This is a genomic window from Mangrovibrevibacter kandeliae (assembly GCF_024519155.1).
In the GTDB taxonomy this organism is placed as follows: domain Bacteria; phylum Pseudomonadota; class Alphaproteobacteria; order Rhizobiales; family Rhizobiaceae; genus Mangrovibrevibacter; species Mangrovibrevibacter kandeliae.
This window is the reverse complement of record NZ_JANIFJ010000005.1, coordinates 175,412-195,166: the sequence shown is the minus strand read 5'-3', so window position 1 is coordinate 195,166 and position 19,755 is coordinate 175,412. Positions and strand designations below refer to the sequence as shown.

General features: G+C 68.9%; 17 protein-coding genes. 13 read left to right on the top strand and 4 right to left on the bottom strand.

Annotation, left to right across the window (positions count from 1 at the left end; all coding sequences use genetic code 11):
• Positions 1–15 precede the first annotated feature (15 nt).
• The 4 genes from NPA30_RS14510 to NPA30_RS14495 form a co-directional block, all read right to left on the bottom strand.
• Positions 16–1,041, bottom strand: coding sequence for an Ldh family oxidoreductase (locus NPA30_RS14510; protein ID WP_256803453.1), 1,026 nt, complete (start codon positions 1,039–1,041; stop codon positions 16–18).
• Positions 1,041–2,042: a 4-hydroxyproline epimerase gene (locus NPA30_RS14505; RefSeq protein ID WP_256803452.1), complete on the bottom strand. Its 1,002-nt coding sequence runs from the start codon at positions 2,040–2,042 to the stop codon at positions 1,041–1,043. Before NPA30_RS14505 ends, NPA30_RS14510 begins: the two co-directional genes overlap by 1 nt.
• A gap of 56 nt (positions 2,043–2,098) precedes the next feature.
• Positions 2,099–3,361: an NAD(P)/FAD-dependent oxidoreductase gene (locus NPA30_RS14500; protein WP_256803451.1), complete on the bottom strand. Its 1,263-nt coding sequence runs from the start codon at positions 3,359–3,361 to the stop codon at positions 2,099–2,101.
• A gap of 433 nt (positions 3,362–3,794) precedes the next feature.
• A complete protein-coding gene (locus NPA30_RS14495) occupies positions 3,795–4,469 on the bottom strand; it encodes a sulfite oxidase-like oxidoreductase (protein ID WP_256803450.1) in 675 nt (224 codons plus the stop codon).
• A gap of 227 nt (positions 4,470–4,696) precedes the next feature.
• Between NPA30_RS14495 and NPA30_RS14490 the strand changes: the two genes are divergently transcribed.
• The 13 genes from NPA30_RS14490 (at position 4,697) to ytfQ (ending at position 19,712) form a co-directional block, all read left to right on the top strand.
• On the top strand, positions 4,697–5,497 hold the full coding sequence (locus tag NPA30_RS14490) for a FadR/GntR family transcriptional regulator (protein ID WP_256803449.1): 801 nt from the start codon (positions 4,697–4,699) through the stop codon (positions 5,495–5,497).
• A gap of 68 nt (positions 5,498–5,565) precedes the next feature.
• A complete protein-coding gene (gene chvE / locus NPA30_RS14485; RefSeq protein WP_372338826.1) occupies positions 5,566–6,624 on the top strand; it encodes a multiple monosaccharide ABC transporter substrate-binding protein in 1,059 nt (352 codons plus the stop codon).
• A 142-nt stretch (positions 6,625–6,766) separates the two neighbouring features.
• A complete protein-coding gene (gene mmsA / locus NPA30_RS14480) occupies positions 6,767–8,299 on the top strand; it encodes a multiple monosaccharide ABC transporter ATP-binding protein (protein WP_256803447.1) in 1,533 nt (510 codons plus the stop codon).
• A 97-nt stretch (positions 8,300–8,396) separates the two neighbouring features.
• Positions 8,397–9,524 (top strand): multiple monosaccharide ABC transporter permease, encoded by a 1,128-nt coding sequence (gene mmsB, locus NPA30_RS14475; RefSeq protein WP_372338825.1) that lies wholly within the window; start codon positions 8,397–8,399, stop codon positions 9,522–9,524.
• 65 nt (positions 9,525–9,589) lie between these two features.
• A complete protein-coding gene (locus tag NPA30_RS14470; RefSeq protein WP_256803445.1) occupies positions 9,590–11,167 on the top strand; it encodes an aldehyde dehydrogenase (NADP(+)) in 1,578 nt (525 codons plus the stop codon).
• A 67-nt stretch (positions 11,168–11,234) separates the two neighbouring features.
• Positions 11,235–12,233, top strand: coding sequence for an AraD1 family protein (araD1, locus tag NPA30_RS14465; RefSeq protein WP_256803444.1), 999 nt, complete (start codon positions 11,235–11,237; stop codon positions 12,231–12,233).
• Between the two features lie 14 nt (positions 12,234–12,247).
• Positions 12,248–13,189, top strand: coding sequence for a Gfo/Idh/MocA family protein (locus tag NPA30_RS14460; protein ID WP_256803443.1), 942 nt, complete (start codon positions 12,248–12,250; stop codon positions 13,187–13,189).
• On the top strand, positions 13,189–14,256 hold the full coding sequence (locus tag NPA30_RS14455; protein WP_256803442.1) for an aldose epimerase family protein: 1,068 nt from the start codon (positions 13,189–13,191) through the stop codon (positions 14,254–14,256). Before NPA30_RS14460 ends, NPA30_RS14455 begins: the two co-directional genes overlap by 1 nt.
• Before the next feature lie 57 nt (positions 14,257–14,313).
• Positions 14,314–16,119 carry an IlvD/Edd family dehydratase gene (locus NPA30_RS14450; protein ID WP_256803441.1) on the top strand — a complete coding sequence of 602 codons (1,806 nt, stop codon included), beginning with the start codon at positions 14,314–14,316 and terminating at the stop codon, positions 16,117–16,119.
• Complete coding sequence (locus NPA30_RS14445) at positions 16,106–17,068, top strand: 2-dehydro-3-deoxygalactonokinase (protein ID WP_256803440.1); 963 nt, start codon at positions 16,106–16,108, stop codon at positions 17,066–17,068. The genes NPA30_RS14450 and NPA30_RS14445 overlap by 14 nt, the downstream gene beginning before the upstream one ends.
• Positions 17,065–17,712, top strand: a complete 648-nt coding sequence (locus tag NPA30_RS14440; protein WP_256803439.1) for a 2-dehydro-3-deoxy-6-phosphogalactonate aldolase — start codon at positions 17,065–17,067, stop codon at positions 17,710–17,712. The genes NPA30_RS14445 and NPA30_RS14440 overlap by 4 nt, the downstream gene beginning before the upstream one ends.
• Complete coding sequence (locus tag NPA30_RS14435; RefSeq protein ID WP_256803438.1) at positions 17,709–18,602, top strand: SMP-30/gluconolactonase/LRE family protein; 894 nt, start codon at positions 17,709–17,711, stop codon at positions 18,600–18,602. Before NPA30_RS14440 ends, NPA30_RS14435 begins: the two co-directional genes overlap by 4 nt.
• A gap of 147 nt (positions 18,603–18,749) precedes the next feature.
• Complete coding sequence (ytfQ, locus tag NPA30_RS14430) at positions 18,750–19,712, top strand: galactofuranose ABC transporter, galactofuranose-binding protein YtfQ (RefSeq protein WP_256803437.1); 963 nt, start codon at positions 18,750–18,752, stop codon at positions 19,710–19,712.
• Positions 19,713–19,755 lie beyond the last annotated feature (43 nt).

Sequence of the window (19,755 nt, the reverse complement as noted above, 5' to 3'; positions counted from 1 at the left end):
CGGCTCTCCCGTTTCTCAGCGCCCGGCCATGGCGTCGATGGCGGCCAGCATCTCGCGGCCAACGAGGATGCCCGCGCGCTCGGACGTCTCACGCGCCGCGTGGCGGCGGTCGCCCGGCAGGCGCTCCTGGCCGGCGGCGTGGACCTCGGCGATCAGCTCCTCCACCCGCTCGGCGAAGCCCGGAAGCGCGCCGCGGCCGCAGGCGGGGTCGATCAGGATGAAGGATTGGCCGGTGTGCGGCGTCGCGGCACCGGGATGGGCGGCGAGATCCACCTCGTGCGAGAACTTGCCGCCGACCAGCGCGGCGCAGAGGATTTCCACCATCATCGCCAGCGTCGCGCCCTTGTAGCCGCCGAAGGCGTTCAGCGCGCCGCCGTCGAGCAGCGCCGTCGGATCGGTCGTCGGCTCGCCGTTTCTGTCGATGCCGGTGCCGGGCGGGAGGGCGCGTCCCTCGCGCGCCGCGATCTGCACGTCGCCGTTCGCCATCACCGAGGTCGCCTGGTCGAAGACGAAGGGAAGGCCCTTCGACCGCGGGCTGGCGAAGGCGATGGGGTTGGTGCCGAACACGGCCCGCCGGCCGCCATGGGGGACGACGGCGCGCATGGAGTTGATGAAGGCGAGGGCGACGAGGCCCTCCTCGGCGAAGGGCTCGACGTCGAGCGACAGCGCGCCGAGATGGTGCGAGTTGCGGATCGCAAGGATGCAGACGCCGTTGGCACGGGTCTTCTCCACGGCCAGCGCACGGCCGGCTGCGAGCGCCGGAACGGTAAAGCCGTTCCTGCCATCGATGCGCAGGAAGCTTGGTGCCGCATCCTCCACCTTTGGCACCGCGCGGCCGTCCACCCAGCCGTCGGCGTTCAGCGTCGACACGTAGCCCTTGAGCCGGAACAGGCCGTGGCTGTGGGCGCCGTCCCGCTCGGCTGCGGCGCAGTTCTCGGCAAGGAGCCGCGCCACGCCCGGCGCGCAGCCGTTGCGCTCGAAGATCGGACGGATCCGCTCGACGAGGTCCGGGTAGGCGAGCCGCAGGCCGTCGCGCTCCATCAGATCACCTGGAAGCCGTGCGCGAACGGGTCGCGATCGTCGATGAAGATGGTGTTGTAGCCGGTCATGCGCGCCCAGCCGGCGATCGAGGGCACCACGGCCCGCCGCCCGGCGACCTCGGTCTCGCGCTCGACCCGGCCGTGGAACAGGGAGCCGATGATGCTCTCGTGCACAAAGGCGTCACCTGGCGTCAGCTTGCCCTTGGCCGCCCACTGGGCGATGCGGGCCGAGGTGCCGGTGCCGCACGGGCTCCGGTCGATCGCCTTGTCACCGTAGAACACGGCGTTGCGCGCATGGGCGCCGGCAACCGTCGGCGCCCCGGTCCACAGGATGTGGCTGAGGCCGCGGATCTCCGGCTTTTCCGGATGGATGAACTCGTAGCGCTGGTTGAGCGCGGTGCGCAGCTGCCCGGACAGGGCGACGAGCTGGCCGGCGGTGAAGTCGGCCATGTCGCGGAAGTTCTTCTGGGGGTCGACGATGGCGTAGAAGTTGCCGCCATAGGCGACGTCGACCGTCAGCGTGCCGAGCGCCGGGCACTCGACCTCCAGCCCCTCCGAATGCAGGAAGGCCGGCACGTTCACGAGCCGCACCTCCTCCACGTACTGCCCTTCCTGCCGATAGGTCGCGGTCACGAGGCCGGCCGGCGTGTCGAGCCTTAGCACCCCCGGCTCCTTCGGTGTGACCAGCCCCTGCTCCAGCGCCATCGTCACCGTGCCGATGGTGCCGTGGCCGCACATCGGCAGGCAGCCGGAGGTCTCGATGAAGAGGATGGCGACGTCGCAGTCCGGGCGCGTCGGCGGGTAGAGGATCGAGCCCGACATCATGTCGTGGCCGCGCGGCTCGAACATCAGGCCGGTGCGGATCCAGTCGAAGTCTTCGAGGAAGTGCGCGCGCTTCTCGATCATGGTCGCGCCCGACAGGTTCGGGCCGCCACCGGCGACGAGACGCACCGGATTGCCGCAGGTGTGACCGTCGATGCAGAAGAAGGAGTGGCGCGCCATCGAAGACCTCGGGAGTGGAGCAAGGACAGTAACGCGGCCCGTTGACGCGTGGGAGATCAGAAGCGTCCGGGCCGGAAGGGTTTCAGCGAAATCGTCGGCTCGCGGCCGAGGATGAGGTCGACGACGAGCCGCGCGGTCGCGGCCGACTGCGTCAGGCCGAGATGGCCGTGGCCGAAGGCGTAGATCACGCTCGGCGAGGCCGTGGCTCGGCCGATCACGGGAAGCGAGTCGGGCAGCGAGGGACGGAAGCCCATCCACTGGCGGCCGCCTTCGGTCTTGAGCCCGGGCAGGAAGCTGCTCGCCTTCCTGAGCATGGCCTCCGAGCGCCTGAAGTTCGGCTTCAGCTCGAGGCCGCCGAGCTCGACGGCACCGCCGACGCGGATGCCGGAGGTGAGCGGCGTGACGACGAAGCCGTGGCCGCCGAAGGTCAGCTGCCGCTTCAGGTCGAAGGCGCCCGGCGGCAGCGTCGTATTGTAGCCGCGCTCGGTTTCGAGCGGGATCGCGTCGCCGAGCCCGGCGGCGAGCGGGCGCGACCAGGCACCGCCGGCGAGGACGACATGCCCCGCCCGCAGTCGACCGCCACCGTCAAGCACGAGGTCCGCACCGCTCTCCGCCGGCTGGATCGCGTCCACCTTGGCCTGCCGGAATGCCCCGCCGAGCTGCTCGAATGCCGCGAAGAGGGCTTTGGCGAAGTCCCGCGGGTCCGACACCGTCTGCCAGCCCGGCACGAAGGTCGCATGGGTGAAGCGCGGCGACAGCCCCGGCTGCAGCGCCCCGATCTCCTCGCCCTTGATGTGTCGGAAGCCGATGCCCTCGCTCTGGCGCGCCTGCCAGCCGGGCAGCGAGCGTTTCCACTCCGCCTCGCTCTCGTAGAGCTCCAGCACGCCATCGGAGCGGATCATGCCGGCGACGCCCGCGGCGCTGGCAAGATCGTCCATCTCCGTGCGGGCGAGGCGCATCAGCGTCACCTGCGCCAGCATCGAATGCCAGAAGCGGCTCGGCAGGCTCGCCTGATAGAAGTGCCAGAGCCAGGGCGCGATCTTCAGCGCGTAGCCCGGACGGATCGTCAGCGGACCGAGCGGGTCGAGCAGCCACTTCGGCGCCTTGCGGATGATGCCGGGCGAGGCGAGGGGCATGACATCCGAAAAGGCGAGCGCGCCGGCATTGCCTGCGCTGGTCGCCTCGGCGACGCCGCGCTCGTCGATGAGCAATACCCGCCGGCCGGCCTGCTGCAGACGGAACGCCGCGGTGATCCCGATGATACCCGCGCCGACGACGACGATGTCGCCACGACCGGATCCCTGCACACCCTCACTCATGCGTGTCTGTCGCTTGCGTCAGGCCGCCGGGAGCCCGGACCGCGGGTCCGGCACGGGACGTGCGGCCGCTTGCGTCCCGACGGCTTCGTCGGGGATCCGGATCCTGTCCGCGTCGAACGTGGCGGCGGCGGCGGGCAGGGGTCTGATCCGCATGCGGCGGGCTCTCCAGGCTGGCGTGACTTGCGGACCGACGCGGCAAGGCGTGCCGCAGCGGACGGCCAGTCATGCACCTTCCGCCGCCGACCGTAAAGCCGGCGGAACATCGGCGAGCGCAACGCGATCTCGACGGAAAGAAAGGGCGCGGCCGAGTTGGAGGGGTGTCGAGTGGCCGCGCCCGTCGCCTGATGCGATCGAGGCCTTAGAGCATGTGCGCCTTGCTCCGGTCCGACGCAGGCACGGGTTGCGTCAGGCCGGGGCAAGGCGACGGCGTGGCTCACGCATCGTCGGAATAGCGCTGCTCGCGCCACGGGTCGCCGCGGTTGTGGTAGCCGCGGACCTCCCAGAAGCCCGGCCGGTCGTCGCCTCGGAACTCGATCGACTTCAGCCACTTCGCACTCTTCCAGAAGTACAGATGCGGCACCACGAGCCGCACCGGCCCGCCATGCTCCTGTGTCAGCGGCTTGCCGCTCCAGGCGTGCGCGAGGAGCGCGTCCGGGGCGGCGAAGTCGTCGATGGCGAGATTGGTGGTGTAGCCGTCATAGCTCGCCAGCACGACGTGAGTCGCCTCCGGCCGCGGCTCGACGAGCGCCATCAGGTCGCGCGTCGCGAGGCCCTCGAACAGGTTGTCGTAGCGCGACCAGGTGGTGACGCAGTGGATGTCGCAGACCTCCTGGGTCTGCGGCTGGGCCGACAGGTCGGCGAAGCTCCAGTGGACCGGGTGCTCGACCTTGCCGATGACGTCGAGCGTCCAGCGCTCGCGCGTCACCGTCGGCTGCATCCCGAGGTCGAGCACCGGCCAGTCCCGAACCAGATGCTGGCCCGGCGGCAGGCGGTCGGTGTCCGGGCGAGCCATGCGCCCGGTGAGGAAGCGGCCTTCCTCGGCCCAGCGACGCTTGGTGCGGGTCAACTTGGTTTCCGCCTCCGGCGGGGTATCGGCGTCGTCCGTCATGTCCGCAGGGTCCTTCGGCCGGTGGTGCTGGTGCCGGATTCTGCGCGCGCTTTCGCGGTGAATGCAACGGGTTCACGGGAGCGCGGCAGGTTGCACGGGTTCGCTTACCATCTTCGGCAAACATCGTACCAAAAGCGAAGTTGTCGCGGCGCAGGCGCTTGCGTCTCCACACGCCTTGCGCCATTGGTACGACCAATTCGGGAGACTCGCTTTGGGAGGAGCGAATGATGCAGCCGGAACGGGCAAGTGTTGGCGTGCGCGGCGATCGGCCGAACCGCACCCTCGCGCTCGCCGCCGAGCTCGGCTGCAGGATCACCGACGGCAGCCTGGCGACCGGCGCACCGCTTCCCACCGAGAAGGAGATCCAGAGCCAGTTCGGCGTGTCGCGCACCGTGGTGCGCGAGGCGGTGCGGCATCTGGCGGCCAAGGGCCTCGTCAGCGTCGGGCCGAAGGTCGGCACGCGGGTGCGGCCGGACACCGACTGGAACATGCTGGACGCCGACGTCATGAGCTGGCAGCTCCTCGCCGACGTCCGGCGCCCCTTCGTGGAAGCACTCTATGAGATGCGGCTGATCAACGAGCCGCCGGCGGCCAAGCTGGCGGCCGGCCGGATTACGCCCGAGCAGTCGGTGCGGCTCGGCGAGGCGCTGACGGGCATGGCCGACAATCCCCGCGGCTCGCCGGAGCTGATCGCCGCCGACCTCGCCTTCCATCGCATCATCCTCGAGGCGACCGGCAATCCGATCCTGCGCTCGCTCGGCGCGATGATCGAGCGCAGCCTGTCGATCTCCTTCTCGCTGAGCTGGCGGCAGAATCCGCAGGAGGAGACGGTCCGCCAGCACCGGCGCGTGCACGACGCGATCGTCGCCGGTGACGGCGAGGCGGCCTCGCTGTTCATGCGTCGCCTGATCGAGAGCGCCTTTCACGACGTGATCGGCGCGCTCTACTCGGGCGGCGATGCCGCGGCACCGGTTGGGAAGGACCGGCCGCCGCAACACCAACCCCAGCGCGTCGCGTCGATGCGCTGAGCGGTCTTCCACCACGGCGCCGGGAGGCGCCTCAACCTTGGTCTTGGGAGGGTTAGAGTATGAGATTGATGAACACGCTGATGGCGGGCCTGGCGGTGACGCTGCTCGCCGCCGCGCCGGCGATGGCGCAGGACAAGGGCACGGTCGGCATCGCGATGCCGACGAAGTCCTCGGCCCGCTGGATCGACGACGGCAACAACATGGTCAAGCAGTTCCAGGCGGAGGGCTTCCAGGCCGATCTGCAGTACGCCGAGGACGACATTCCGAACCAGCTCTCGCAGGTCGAGAACATGGTGACGAAGGGCGTCAACGCGCTGGTGATCGCCTCGATCGACGGCACCACGCTGTCGAACGTGCTCGCCAACGCCGCGGCGGCCGAGATCCCGGTGATCGCCTATGACCGCCTGATCCGCGACACGCCGAACGTCGACTACTACGCGACCTTCGACAACTTCCAGGTCGGCGTCCTCCAGGCGCAGTCGCTGGTGGACGGCATGAAGCAGCGCTTCCCCGACGCCAAGCCGTTCAACGTCGAGCTGTTCGGCGGCTCGCCGGACGACAACAACGCGTACTTCTTCTACAACGGCGCGATGAGCGTCCTGCAGCCGATGATCGACTCCGGCGACATCAAGATCGTGTCCGGCCAGATGGGCATGGACAAGGTCGGCACGCTGCGCTGGGACGGCTCGGTGGCGCAGGCCCGCATGGACAACCTCCTGTCGGCCAACTACACCGGCGACCAGAAGGTCAACGGCGTGCTGTCGCCCTATGACGGCCTGTCGATCGGCATCATCTCCTCGCTGAAGGGTGTCGGCTACGGCTCGGGCGACCTCCAGATGCCGATCATCACCGGTCAGGACTCCGAGGTCCCCTCGGTCAAGGCGATCCTGCGCGGCGACCAGTACTCCACCATCTTCAAGGACACCCGCGAACTCGCCAAGGTGACCGTCGGGATGGTCGAGGCGGTGCTGAACGGCAAGAAGCCGGAAGTCAACGACACCACGACCTACAACAACGGCGTGAAGGTCGTGCCGTCCTACCTCCTGAAGCCGGTGCTGGTGACCAAGGACAACTGGAAGCAGGTCCTGGTCGACAGCGGCTACTACAAGGAAGACCAGATCCAGTAAGGGCTGGCAGCACCGGCGCTCCGGCGCCGCCTTTCCAACAGCCGGCGCGGCCGCGGTCCTCGAGGGACGGCGGCCGCGCTCGGACGACCCCATCGTGAGACGAGTACGGCCGAGCGCGTGTCTCCGGCCGCGGCAGGGCGCAATGACGACCATTCTGGAAATGCGCAACATCACCAAGACCTTCCCGGGCGTGAAAGCCCTCGACAACGTGTCGATGAAGGTCGAGGCGGGCGAGATTCACGCGCTCGTCGGCGAGAACGGCGCCGGCAAGTCGACGCTGATGAAGGTGCTGTCGGGCGTCTACCCGCACGGCAGCTACGACGGCGAGATCCGCTTCGAGGGCGACGAGTGCAAGTTCGCCGGCATCTCGGATTCCGAAAAGCGCGGCATCATCATCATTCACCAGGAGCTGGCGCTGGTGCCGCTCCTGTCGATCGCCGAGAACATCTTCCTCGGCAACGAGCGCGCGTCGGGCGGGGTCATCGACTGGGGCGAGACCTTCGGGCGCACACGCGAGCTCCTCGCCAAGGTCGGCCTGAAGGAGGCGCCGCAGACGCGCATCACCGATCTCGGCCTCGGCAAGCAGCAGCTGGTGGAGATCGCCAAGGCGCTGTCGAAGGAGGTCAAGCTCCTGATCCTCGACGAGCCGACCTCGAGCCTCAACGAGACCGACAGCCAGGCGCTGCTCGACCTGCTGCTCGAGTTCAAGGCGCGGGGCATCTCCTCGATCCTGATCTCGCACAAGCTGAACGAGATCGGCCGCGTCGCCGACGCCATCACCGTGCTGCGCGACGGCTCCTCGGTCTCCACCCTCGACTGCCGCGCCAACACGATCGAGGAAGGCGACATCATTCGCGACATGGTCGGCCGCTCGATGACCGATCGATTCCCGCCGCGCGATCCGAAGATCGGCGAGGTGATGTTCGAGGTGCGGAACTGGACGGCGCACCACCCGCTGCATTCGGACCGCAAGGTCGTCGACAATGTCAGCTTCAACGTGCGCAAGGGCGAGGTCGTCGGCATCGCAGGGTTGATGGGCGCAGGACGCACCGAGCTCGCCATGAGCGTGTTCGGCCGGTCCTACGGCGTCGGCATCTCCGGCGAAGTGCTCGTCAACGGCCAGCCGGTTGACGTGTCGACCGTCGGGCGGGCGATCGACAACGGCATCTGCTACGTCACCGAAGATCGCAAGACCTACGGCCTGGTGCTCGACGAGACGATCCGGCGCAACATCCCGCTCGCCAATCTCGACGGCATCTCCAACGGCATCGTGGTCGACGACCACCGCGAGCTCGCGGTTGCGCGGGACTACCGCGACCGGCTGCGGATCAAGAGCTCGAGCGTCGCGCAGGAGGCGGTCAACCTGTCGGGCGGCAACCAGCAGAAGGTGGTGCTGGCCAAGTGGCTGTTCGCCGAGCCGGACGTCTTGATCCTCGACGAGCCGACGCGCGGCATCGACGTCGGCGCCAAGTACGAGATCTACGCCATCATCGCCGAGCTCGCGGCGAGCGGCCGTGCGGTTGTCGTCATCTCCTCCGAGATGCCCGAGCTCCTCGGCGTCTCCGATCGCATCTACGTCATGAACGAGGGCCGGTTCGTGGGCGAATTGCCCGCCGCGGACGCGTCGCAGGAAAAGATCATGTCGATGATCATCCGCTCGGGCCACAGGAACTGAGGTTGAACCAATGACACAAGAAGCCGCACACAGCTTCCAGCCCGCCGCGAGCGGCAGCAGCGCCCGATCCTCCTCGATCGGCTTCATCCGCCGTCACATGCGCGAATACGGCATCCTGCTCGCGCTGATCGTGATCATGGTCTTCTTCCAGTTCATGACCGGCGGCATCCTCCTGAAGCCGATCAACCTCACCAATCTCGTCCTGCAGAACAGCTACATCATCATCATGGCGCTCGGCATGCTGCTGGTGATCGTGGCGGGTCACATCGACCTGTCGGTCGGCTCGGTGCTCGGCTTCGTCGGCGCGCTGGCGGCGGTGATGATCGTCCAGTGGCAGATGAACTACGTCCTGGCCGCGGTGCTGTGCCTCGGCGTCGGCGGCGTGATCGGCGCCGCGCAGGGCTACTGGGTCGCCTACTGGCGCATCCCGTCCTTCATCGTGACGCTGGCCGGCATGCTGGTCTTCAAGGGTCTCAGCCTGTGGCTACTGGCGGGTCAGTCGGTCGGGCCGTTCCCGGGCAGCTTCCAGCTCCTCAGCTCCGGCTTCGTTCCCGACATCTTCGGCGTCGGCAAGCCGAACGCCTTCGCGCTCCTGCTCGGTGTTCTCGTCGCGGCGGCGATCCTGTTCTTCGCGTTCCGCTCCCGCATGCGCAACCGCGCCGGCGGTCACGACGACGAGCCGGCGGCGTTTTTCTACGCCAAGAACCTCGTCTTCGCGGGGGCCATCCTCTATCTGGCCTATCTGCTGGCGACGTTCCGCGGGCTGCCCAACGTCCTGATCGTCATGGCGCTCCTGATCGGCATCTACTCGTTCGTCACCTCCAAGACGACGGTCGGCCGGCGCATCTACGCCATGGGCGGCAACGAGAAGGCCACCAAGCTGTCGGGCATCAACACCGAGCGCCTGACCTTCCTGACCTTCGTCAACATGGGCGTGCTCGCCGCGCTCGCCGGCCTCGTCTTCGCCGCGCGGCTGAACACCGCGACGCCGAAGGCCGGCCTCGGGTTCGAGCTCGACGTCATCGCGGCCGTCTTCATCGGCGGCGCCTCGATGTCGGGCGGCGTCGGCACCATCGTCGGCGCGGTCATCGGCGCCTTCATCATGGGCGTCATGAACAACGGGATGTCGATCCTGGGCATCGGCATCGACTACCAGCAGGTCATCAAGGGCCTGGTTCTCCTCGTGGCCGTCATCTTCGACGTCTACAACAAGAACAAGGGCTGACGCCCTTGCCGCCGCCGCCGGGCCTCGTCCGGCGGCAGGACGAACAGACAAGAAAGAGCATCAACGTGGACATCACCGGCGAAATCCTCATCGGAAACGCGAGCGTCAGCGCGGGGGAGACCTTCCGCGCCGTCAATCCGGCGACCGGCGCGACCATCGAACCCGACTTCTCCTCTGCCGGCCCGAGCGAGGTCGAAAAGGCCTGCGCGCTCGCCGCCGACGCCTTCGACGCCTACAGCGAGACCGACACCGAGACCCGTGCGACGTTCCTCGAGACGATCGCCGCGAACATCGAGGCGCTGGGCGACGCGCTGGTCGAGCGCGCGTCGGCCGAGAGCGGCCTGCCGCTGGCGCGCCTGACGGGCGAGCGCGGCCGCACCGCCGGCCAGTTGCGCCTCTTCGCGTCGGTCGTGCGGGCCGGTGATTTCCTGGAACTGCGGGTCGATCCGGCCCAGCCGGAGCGCAAGCCGGCGCCGCGCCCCGACATCCGCCAGCGGCATGTCGCGCTCGGCCCCGTCGCCGTGTTCGGCGCGTCCAACTTCCCGCTCGCCTTCTCGGTCGCGGGCGGCGACACCGCTTCGGCGCTCGCCGCCGGTTGCCCGGTGGTGGTCAAGGGCCATCCCGCCCATCCCGGCACCTCCGAGATGGTCGGCCGCGCGATCCGTGATGCGGTGAAGAGCTGCGGCCTTCCGGAGGGCGTCTTCTCGCTCCTCACCGGCCCGTCGAAGGAGCTCGGCGGCGCGCTCGTGTCGGATCCGCGCATCAAGGCGGTCGGCTTCACCGGCTCGCGGGCCGGCGGCCTCGCGCTCGTCGACATCGCCGGCAAGCGGCGCGAGCCGATCCCGGTCTATGCCGAGATGAGCAGCGTCAATCCGGTCTTCCTGATGCCGGCCGCGCTCGAAGCGCGGGGCGAGGCGCTCGGCAAGGCCTTCATCGGCTCGCTGGTGATGGGCGCCGGCCAGTTCTGCACCAATCCCGGCCTCGTCTTCGCCCTCGAGGGGCCGGCGCTGGACCGATTCACCGCTGCCGCCGCGACAGCCCTGAAGGACAGCACCGCCGCGACGATGCTGACGCCCGGCATCAACGCCGCCTACAAGGCCGGCGTCGACGCGCTGACCGGCAACGAGAAGGTGTCGCTCGTCGAGCGCGGCCAGGGCGGCGCGACTGAGAACGCCTGCCAGGCCGCGCTGTTCGTCACCGACATCGACGCCTTCCTCGCCGACGAACGGCTGCAGGACGAGATCTTCGGCGCGTCCTCGCTGATCGTGCGCTGCCGCTCGATCGACGACATGCGCCGCGCGGCGCAGCATCTGGAGGGCCAGCTCACGGCGACGCTGCAGCTCGACGAGGCCGATGTGGAGGCCGTGCGGCCGCTGCTTCCGGTGCTGGAGAAGCGCGCCGGGCGCATCCTCGCCAATGGCTGGCCGACGGGCGTCGAGGTCAACCACGCGATGGTGCATGGCGGACCCTATCCGGCGACCTCAGACAGCCGCACGACCTCCGTCGGCTCGCTGGCGATCCGGCGCTTCCTGCGCCCGGTCTGCTATCAGGATCTGCCGGATGCGCTGCTGCCGAAGGCGCTGCGCGAGAGCGAGGCGGGCGCGCTGCCCCGCCGCGTCGACGGCATCCTCCAGACGCGCTGAAACGACGAGACCAGGCGGCGCGGATCGGTCCGTGCCGCCGCGATGAAAAGAGACCGGAGTTGGATGAATGGCCTTGCGGCTGGTGCAGGTGAAGGACGAGGGCGGCGCGCGCCGCGTGGCGCAGGTCGCGGACGACGGGTCGGCGCAGCTGGTGACGGGCGTCGCCAGCACGTATGATCTGGTGCAGCGCGCGCTCGATGCGGGCCAAGGGCTCGAGGCGGCGCTGCGCGACCTCGGCACCGATGGCGCCATCGACCTCGGCGCGGCGCTGGCCGCCGGCCGCGTGCTCGCTCCGATCGACCATCCGGACGCCGCCCACCTTCACCTCACAGGCACGGGCCTCACCCATCTTGGCTCGGCCGAAGGCCGGGACAAGATGCACAAGGCGGCGGCCGCGGCGGAGAAGCCGACCGATTCAATGCGCATGTTCCAGATGGGCGTCGAGGGCGGCAAGCCGGCCGATGGCGGCGTCGGCGTGCAGCCGGAGTGGTTCTACAAGGGCGACGGTACGGCGCTCGTCGCGCCGGGTGCGCCGCTGACGAGCCCGGGCTTCGCCGAGGACGGCGGCGAGGAGCCGGAGATCGCCGGCATCTACGTCATCGATGCGGACGGCAATCCGGTGCGCCTCGGCTTCGCGCTCGCCAACGAGTTCTCCGACCACGTGACGGAGAAGCAGAACTACCTGTGGCTCGCCCATTCCAAGCTGCGGCCCGCGGCGGTCGGTCCCGAACTCCTCGTCGGCCCGTTGCCGGCCGACGTGCGCGGCGCCTCGCGGATCAAGCGCGGCGGTGACACCGTCTGGGAGAAGCCGTTTCTCTCCGGCGAGGCGAACATGTCCCACCACGTCGCCAACCTCGAGCACCATCACTTCAAGTACCCGCAGTTCCGCCGGCCGGGCGACGTCCACGTCCACTTCTTCGGCACGGCGACGCTGTCCTTCTCGGACGGCTTCAGGACCGAGCCGGGCGACGTCTTCGAGATCGAGGCGGCGCCCTTCACGCTCAAGCTGTCCAACCCGCTGGCGCAGGCGGACGACGCCGGCCCGGCGCGCGTGCGCGCGCTCTGATTGGCGGGACGGACATGGCTCCCATCCGCCTCGGCCTCGTCGGCGTCGGCAAGATCGCCCGCGACCAGCACTTTCCCTCGATCGCCAAGACCGACGGCATCGAACTCGTCGCGGCGGCGAGCCGATCGGCCAGCGTCGACGGCATTGAGAACTTCACGACGCTCACCGAGATGCTCGCCGGCGTCGAGCTGGATGCGGTTGCGCTCTGCACCCCGCCGCAGGTCCGCCATGCGCTGGCCCATGCGGCGCTTGCCGCCGGCAAGCACGTGCTTCTCGAAAAGCCGCCGGGCGCGACCGTCAGCGAACTCGCCGACCTCGTCTCGCTTGCGGCGCAGAAGCGACTGACGCTGTTCGCCACCTGGCACTCGCGCTTTGCCGCGGGCGTCGAGCCGGCGCGCCGCTGGCTCGCCGACCGTACGGTGCGTGCGGTCCGGGTCGAGTGGAAGGAGGACGTCCGCCACTGGCATCCCGGCCAGGCCTGGATCTGGGAGCCGGGCGGCCTCGGGGTCTTCGATCCCGGCATCAACGCGCTGTCGATCGTCACGCGCATCCTGCCGCTGCCGTTCTTCCTGACCGAGGGATCGCTCGAGTTTCCCGAAAACCAGCAGGCGCCGATCGCCGCGGACCTTGCCTTCACCGACGCCAATGGCGCGCGCATCGAAGCCGTGTTCGACTGGCGCCAGACCGGGCCGCAGACCTGGGACATCCACGTCGACACCGAGGACGGGCGGTTGACGCTGTCGAAGGGCGGCAGCGAGATGGTCGTCGACGGCAAGCCGGTGATGTCGGAGGCCGACAGCGAGTATGCCGGCATCTACCGGCGCTTCGTCGAGCTCGTCGGCGAAGGCCGCTCGGACGTCGACGTGGCGCCCCTCCAGCACGTCGCCGACGCCTTCCTGCTCGGAGCGCGCCGGATCGTCGAGGCGTTCCACGACGAACCGAACGGAGCCGCCTGATGTCGATCGCCGCCACCCGCAGGCCGTTCGGCACGCTCTCGGACGGCGGTGCCGTCGAGGCCGTCGAGCTGATCGGCGAAGGGATCTCCGTCCGGCTGATCGGCTTCGGTGCGGCGATCCAGTCGCTCTACGTCCCGGACCGGGACGGGCGGATGGCGGACGTGGTTCTCGGCTATCCCGATCTCGGCCTGTACGAGACGCGCCCGCTCTATCTCGGCGCGACCATCGGGCGCTATGCCAACCGCATCGCCCATGGCCGCTTCGAGATCGACGGGCGCCTCGTGCAGCTGGCCTGCAACAACGGCGCCAACAGCCTGCATGGCGGGCCCGGCGGGTTTCATCACCGCAACTGGACGATCGCTGCGCTGGGGGACGATCCGGTGCCGTCGGTCACGTTCGAACGGGTGAGTCCGGACGGCGAGGAGGGATTTCCCGGCACGGTGACCGCGAGCGTGCGCTACGCATTGACCGCGCCGGGCGAGCTGACGATCGCCTTCGAGGCGGAGACGGACGCGCCGACCATCGTCAACCTCACCAATCACAGCTTCTTCAACCTCGCCGGCACCGAGCGCCTCCAGGCCATCCTCGACCATCGCCTGACGGTCGATGCCGACGCCTACCTGCCAATCGACGCCGGCTCCATTCCGACCGGCGAAGTCCGTTCGGTCGAGGGCACCGCCTTCGACTTTCGGTCCGGGCGTGCCTTCGGCGAGCACATCCATGACGGTGCCGATCCGCAGATCGCGGCGGCCCGCGGCTACGACCACAACTACGTCCTCAATGCCGGCGGGTCGATCGAGCCGGTCTTCGCGGCGCGGGTGGAGGATCCGGCGAGCGGCCGCGTCATGGAGCTCCACACGACAGAGCCCGGCCTGCAGGTTTATTCCGGCAACTTCCTCGATGCGAGCACGGTCGGCAAGTACGGTCAGGTGCAGCGTCAGTCGGACGCCTTCTGCCTCGAGCCACAGCATTTCCCGGATTCGCCGAACCGGCCGGAGTTTCCGTCGGTGCGTCTGGAGCCGGGTGCCCGGTACCGTCACACCAGCATCTACAGGTTCACGACCTAGTTCACGACAGGGCGGTCCCGCCGAGGGGCGCCCGGCCTACCGAAAGAAGACCACGTCATGCTGAAGAAGAACGACAAGGCCCCGCAGAAGCTGCGCTCGCGCGCCTGGTTCGACAACCCGGACAACCCGGACATGACCGCGCTCTATCTCGAGCGCTACCTGAATTTCGGCATCACGCTCGAGCAGCTGCAGTCGGGCAAGCCGATCATCGGCATCGCCCAGACCGGCTCGGACATCTCGCCCTGCAACCGGCACCACATCGAGCTGGCCAAGCGCGTCAGGGACGGCATCTACGAGGCCGGCGGCGTCCCGCTGGAATTCCCGGTGCACCCGATCCAGGAGACCGGCAAGCGCCCGACCGCCGGGCTCGACCGGAACCTCGCCTATCTCAGCCTCGTCGAAATCCTCTACGGCTATCCGCTCGACGGCGTCGTGCTGACGATCGGCTGCGACAAGACCACGCCGGCCTGCCTGATGGCCGCGGCGACCGTGAACATTCCGGCGATCGCGCTGTCGGTCGGTCCGATGCTCAACGGCTGGTTCCGCGGCGAGCGCACGGGCTCGGGCACCATCGTCTGGAAGGCCCGCGAGCTGATGGCCAAGGGCGAGATCGACTATCAGGGCTTCATCAAGCTCGTCGCGTCCTCGGCCCCGTCGACCGGCTACTGCAACACGATGGGCACGGCGACGACGATGAACTCGCTCGCCGAGGCGCTCGGCATGCAGCTGCCGGGTTCGGCCGCCATCCCGGCGCCGTATCGCGATCGGCAGGAGGTGTCCTACCTCACCGGCATGCGCATCGTGGAGATGGTCGAGGAGGACCTGAAGCCCTCCGACATCATGACCCGCGAGGCCTTCGTCAACGCCATCCGCGTCAACTCGGCGATCGGCGGCTCGACCAACGCGCCGATCCACCTCAACGGCCTCGCGCGCCATCTCGGCGTCGAGCTGTCGATCGACGACTGGCAGACCTATGGCGAGGAGGTGCCGCTGCTCGTCAACCTGCAGCCGGCCGGCGAATATCTCGGCGAAGACTATTATCGCGCCGGCGGCGTGCCGGCGGTGGTCAACCAGCTGATGGGGGAGGGGCTGATCCACGAGGATGCCCTCACCGTCAACGGCAAGTCGATCGGCGACAACTGCCGCGGCGTCGAGATCCTCGACGAGAAGGTGATCCGTCGCTTCGCCGACCCGATCAAGCCGCATGCCGGCTTCCGCGTCCTGAAGGGCAACCTGTTCGATTCGGCGATCATGAAGAAGAGCGTGATCTCGCCGGAATTCCGCGATCGCTATCTGTCCAATCCGGACGATCCGGAAGCCTTCGAGGGCCGCGCGGTCGTCTTCGACGGCCCGGAGGACTACCACCACCGCATCGACGACCCGGAACTCGCCATCGACGAGCACACCGTGCTGTTCATGCGCGGCGCCGGCCCGGTCGGCTATCCCGGCGCGGCCGAGGTCGTGAACATGCGCGCGCCCGCCTACCTCATCAAGCGCGGCGTCCACGCGCTGCCCTGCATCGGCGACGGCCGCCAGTCCGGCACCTCGGGCTCGCCCTCGATCCTCAATGCCTCCCCGGAGGCGGCCGCCGGCGGCAATCTCGGGATCCTGAGGACCGGCGACCGGGTGCGCATCGACATCGGCCGCGGCACCGCCAACATCCTGATCTCCGACGAGGAGATCGCGTCCCGCCGCGCCGAGCTCGAGGCGCAGGGCGGTTATCCGTATCCGGCGCACCAGACGCCGTGGCAGGAGATCCAGCGCGCCATCGTCGGCCAGATGTCGACCGGCGCGGTGCTCGAGCCGGCGGTCGCCTATCAGCGCATCGCCCAGACCCGGGGCCTGCCACGTGACAACCACTGAGGCGAGCCTCGACCTCGGCTTCGGCGGCGAACCGTTCGTCGCCGCAGTCGACTGGGGCACGTCGAGCTTCCGGCTCTGGCTGATCGACCGGGCGGGCCGCGTCCTGTCCGGCCGGCGCAGCGGGCAGGGGATGCTGGAGGCCGCCGAAACCGGCTTTTCGGCCGTGCTCGAGGCGCACCTTCACGCCCTCGGCGCGCCGCTGCACCTGCCGGTCGTGATCTGCGGCATGGCTGGCGCGCGGCAAGGCTGGGTGGAGGCGCCCTATGCCGACACGCCCGCCGATCTCGCCGCGGTTGCCGGCGCCGCGGTGCCTGTGCCGCAGGCCGGGCGCGACGTGCGCATCCTGCCGGGCGTGGCCCAGCGCGATCGGCTTCGGCCGGACGTGATGCGCGGCGAGGAGACCCAGCTCCTCGGCCTGACGCTGCTCGGCCACGCGAACGGCCTCGTCTGCCTGCCCGGCACGCACTCGAAATGGGTGCGGCTGGACGGCGGGTGCATCGTCGAGTTCGCGACGTTCATGACCGGTGAACTCTATGCGGTGCTCGCGAAGCACTCGATCCTGCGCCACAGCCTCGCCGCCGACGGCTCGGCGCCGGAGCGGCGGGAGGCCTTCGCCGGCGGCATCGCGGACGCGCTCGATGCGCCGGCGCTGACGACGAACCGCCTGTTCGCGCTGCGCGCCGGCGGTCTCCTCCACGACCGCGACCCGCAGGACGCGGCCGCACGGCTGTCAGGCCTTCTGATCGGCCTCGAACTCGCCGGGGTGCGACAGTTCGGCGACGCTGCGGGCGAAGTGATCCTCGCCGTCTCCGGCCCCCTGCAGGCGCTCTACGGCGAGGCGCTCGCCATCGCCGGCTTCGCCGCGCGCACGGTCGATGCCGAGGACGCGGTGCATCGAGGGCTCTACGCGGCGGCGCGGTACACGTTTCTGGAGGAAGTGACTGCATGAGCGAGCGTGTCCGCTGGCCTGACCTCGGCTGCAATCTCGTCGCCATCCTGCGTGGCCTGCAGCCGTCGGAAGTCGAGGCGGTCGTCGGCGGCCTCATCGAGGTCGGCTTCGAGGCGATCGAGATTCCGTTGAACTCGCCGGAGCCCTTCCGTTCAATCGAGACTGCGGCGAAGATGGCGCCCTCCGGCGTCTATATCGGCGCGGGCACGGTGCTCGAGGTCGAGGATGTCGACCGACTGAAGGAGGCCGGTGGCCGGCTGCTGGTCAGCCCGAACGTCGAACCGCAGGTGATCCTGCGCGCTGGCGCGCACGGCATGGTGACGATGCCCGGCGTCTTCACCGCCACCGAAGCCTTCACTGCGCTGAAGGCTGGTGCTTCGGGCCTGAAGTTCTTCCCGGCCAGTGTGCTCGGTCCGACGGGGATCGGCGCGCTCATGGCCGTCCTGCCGAAGGGCACGGTGGTGGGCGCCGTCGGCGGCGTTTCGGAGGAGAACTTCCAGGCGTTCGGCAAGGCCGGCGTCACCGCCTTCGGCCTCGGGTCGAGCCTGTTCAAGCCCGGCATGAGCGCGGCGGAGGTGATCGAGCGTGGCCGCCGGGCGGTCGCCGCCTATCATCGCGTCTTCGCACAGGGAGACACGGCATGACGGATGGGACAGCGGACACGGTCGGAACGCGGATCGTCTACGAGGAGGCCTGCCGGCTCGGCGAGGGCTGCACCTATGATCCGGCCAGCGATACCGCCTGGTGGTTCGACATCAAGGGCAAGGCGCTGTTCGAGCACAATGTCCGGCTTGGCCAGACGCGCAAGCACCCTCTGCCCTTCATGGCGAGCGCGCTCGCCATCGTCACCGACGACACGCAACTCGTCTTCGCCGAAGATGGCCTCTATCTGCGCGACGCCACGAGCGGCAACCTCTCGCTGCATCTGGCGGTCGAGGCGGACGATGCGGTGACGCGCTCGAACGACGCACGGGTTCACCAGTCCGGCGCCTTCTGGCTCGGCACCATGGGCCGCAAGGGCGAAGCGGGTGCCGGCGCGATCTACTGGTACCGCGGCGGCGAGCTGCGCCGGCTCTATGCCAACGTTTCGATCCCGAACGCGATCTGCTTTTCGCCCGACGGCGGCACGGCCTACTTCACCGACACCAAGACCAACCGGATCAACCGCGTCGCCATCGACCCGGCCACCGGCCTGCCGACGGGCGATCCCTCCGTGCTCCACGATCTCGGCGACGAGACGGGCGGTCCGGACGGCGCGGTCTGCGACGCCGACGGCCTGATCTGGAACGCGCACTGGGGCGGCGGCCGGATCGACGTCTACAGCCCCTCCGGCGAGCGCCTTCGCTCGATTGCGGTGCCGGTGAAGCAGCCGAGCTGCCCGGCCTTCATCGGACCGGCGCTCGACCGACTGCTCGTGACGAGCGCCTATGACGACATGGACGACGAGACGCGCGCGAACGACCCGGATGCCGGGAAAACGCTGGTCCTCGACCTTCCGGTCAAGGGGCGCATCGAGCCACGCATCCGTCTCTGAGTGCAGCGCACAACCGATTTTTGCGCTGCCGCAACCTTTTCGCGCGGCGCGGTCTGGACCGAAAAGTATTACGATAGTATAAGTGCGCGGTCGGCTGGGAGGCCGACGGACCCGGCGGGGAGGCCGGGGATCTCTGGGAGGAAATTCATGACGAAGCTCAAGCTCCTTTGCGGAGCAGCGATGGCTGCTGCGCTGATGACATCGGCTGCCTTCGCGGCAGATATGACCGTCGGCTTCTCGCAGATCGGCTCGGAGTCCGGCTGGCGCGCGGCTGAGACCAGCGTGACCAAGCAGGAGGCCGAGAAGCGCGGCGTCGACCTGAAGTTCGCCGATGCGCAGCAGAAGCAGGAGAACCAGATCAAGGCGATCCGCTCCTTCATCGCGCAGGGCGTCGACGCGATCCTGCTCGCACCGGTCGTCGCGACCGGCTGGGATGCGGTGCTGGAGGAGGCGCAGGACGCCGAGATCCCGGTCGTGCTGCTTGACCGCCAGATCGATGCGCCGGACTCGCTCTACCTGACCGCCGTCACCTCCGACCAGGTGCACGAGGGCAAGGTCGCCGGCGACTGGCTGGTGAAGCAGGTGGGCGACAAGCCCTGCAACGTCGTCGAGCTGCAGGGCACCACCGGCTCCTCGCCGGCGATCAACCGCAAGAAGGGTTTCGAGCAGGCGATCGCCGGCCACGACAACATCAAGATCACCCGCTCGCAGACCGGTGACTTCACCCGCACCAAGGGCAAGGAAGTCATGGAGAGCTTCATCAAGGCCGAGGGTGGCGGCAAGGGCATCTGCGCGCTCTACGCCCACAACGACGACATGGCCGTCGGCGCGATCCAGGCGATCAAGGAAGCCGGGCTGAAGCCGGGCAGCGACATCCTGGTGGTGTCGATCGACGCGGTGCCGGACATCTTCCAGGCGATGGCGAACGGCGAGGCCAACGCCACCGTCGAGCTGACGCCGAACATGGCGGGTCCGGCCTTCGACGCGCTCGAGAAGTACAAGGCCGACGGCACCAAGCCGGAGAAGTGGATCCAGACCGAATCGAAGCTCTACACCCAGAGCGACGACCCGATGAAGGTCTACGACGAGAAGAAGGGCCTCGGTTACTGAGAGCCGGCCGCGGCGGGCCGCCGCCCGCCGCCTCTGCTCCGCG

Bases quoted from the DNA above. Each gene is read 5' to 3' on its own strand.
- NPA30_RS14510 (WP_256803453.1), bottom strand. From the start codon at position 1,041: ATGGAGCGCGACGGCCTGCGGCTCGCCTACCCGGACCTCGTCGAGCGG.
- NPA30_RS14505 (WP_256803452.1), bottom strand. From the start codon at position 2,042: ATGGCGCGCCACTCCTTCTTCTGCATCGACGGTCACACCTGCGGCAAT.
- NPA30_RS14500 (WP_256803451.1), bottom strand. From the start codon at position 3,361: ATGAGTGAGGGTGTGCAGGGATCCGGTCGTGGCGACATCGTCGTCGTC.
- NPA30_RS14495 (WP_256803450.1), bottom strand. From the start codon at position 4,469: ATGACGGACGACGCCGATACCCCGCCGGAGGCGGAAACCAAGTTGACC.
- NPA30_RS14490 (WP_256803449.1), top strand. From the start codon at position 4,697: ATGCAGCCGGAACGGGCAAGTGTTGGCGTGCGCGGCGATCGGCCGAAC.
- chvE (WP_372338826.1), top strand. From the start codon at position 5,566: ATGAACACGCTGATGGCGGGCCTGGCGGTGACGCTGCTCGCCGCCGCG.
- mmsA (WP_256803447.1), top strand. From the start codon at position 6,767: ATGACGACCATTCTGGAAATGCGCAACATCACCAAGACCTTCCCGGGC.
- mmsB (WP_372338825.1), top strand. From the start codon at position 8,397: ATGCGCGAATACGGCATCCTGCTCGCGCTGATCGTGATCATGGTCTTC.
- araD1 (WP_256803444.1), top strand. From the start codon at position 11,235: ATGGCCTTGCGGCTGGTGCAGGTGAAGGACGAGGGCGGCGCGCGCCGC.
- NPA30_RS14460 (WP_256803443.1), top strand. From the start codon at position 12,248: ATGGCTCCCATCCGCCTCGGCCTCGTCGGCGTCGGCAAGATCGCCCGC.
- NPA30_RS14455 (WP_256803442.1), top strand. From the start codon at position 13,189: ATGTCGATCGCCGCCACCCGCAGGCCGTTCGGCACGCTCTCGGACGGC.
- NPA30_RS14450 (WP_256803441.1), top strand. From the start codon at position 14,314: ATGCTGAAGAAGAACGACAAGGCCCCGCAGAAGCTGCGCTCGCGCGCC.
- NPA30_RS14440 (WP_256803439.1), top strand. From the start codon at position 17,065: ATGAGCGAGCGTGTCCGCTGGCCTGACCTCGGCTGCAATCTCGTCGCC.
- NPA30_RS14435 (WP_256803438.1), top strand. From the start codon at position 17,709: ATGACGGATGGGACAGCGGACACGGTCGGAACGCGGATCGTCTACGAG.
- ytfQ (WP_256803437.1), top strand. From the start codon at position 18,750: ATGACGAAGCTCAAGCTCCTTTGCGGAGCAGCGATGGCTGCTGCGCTG.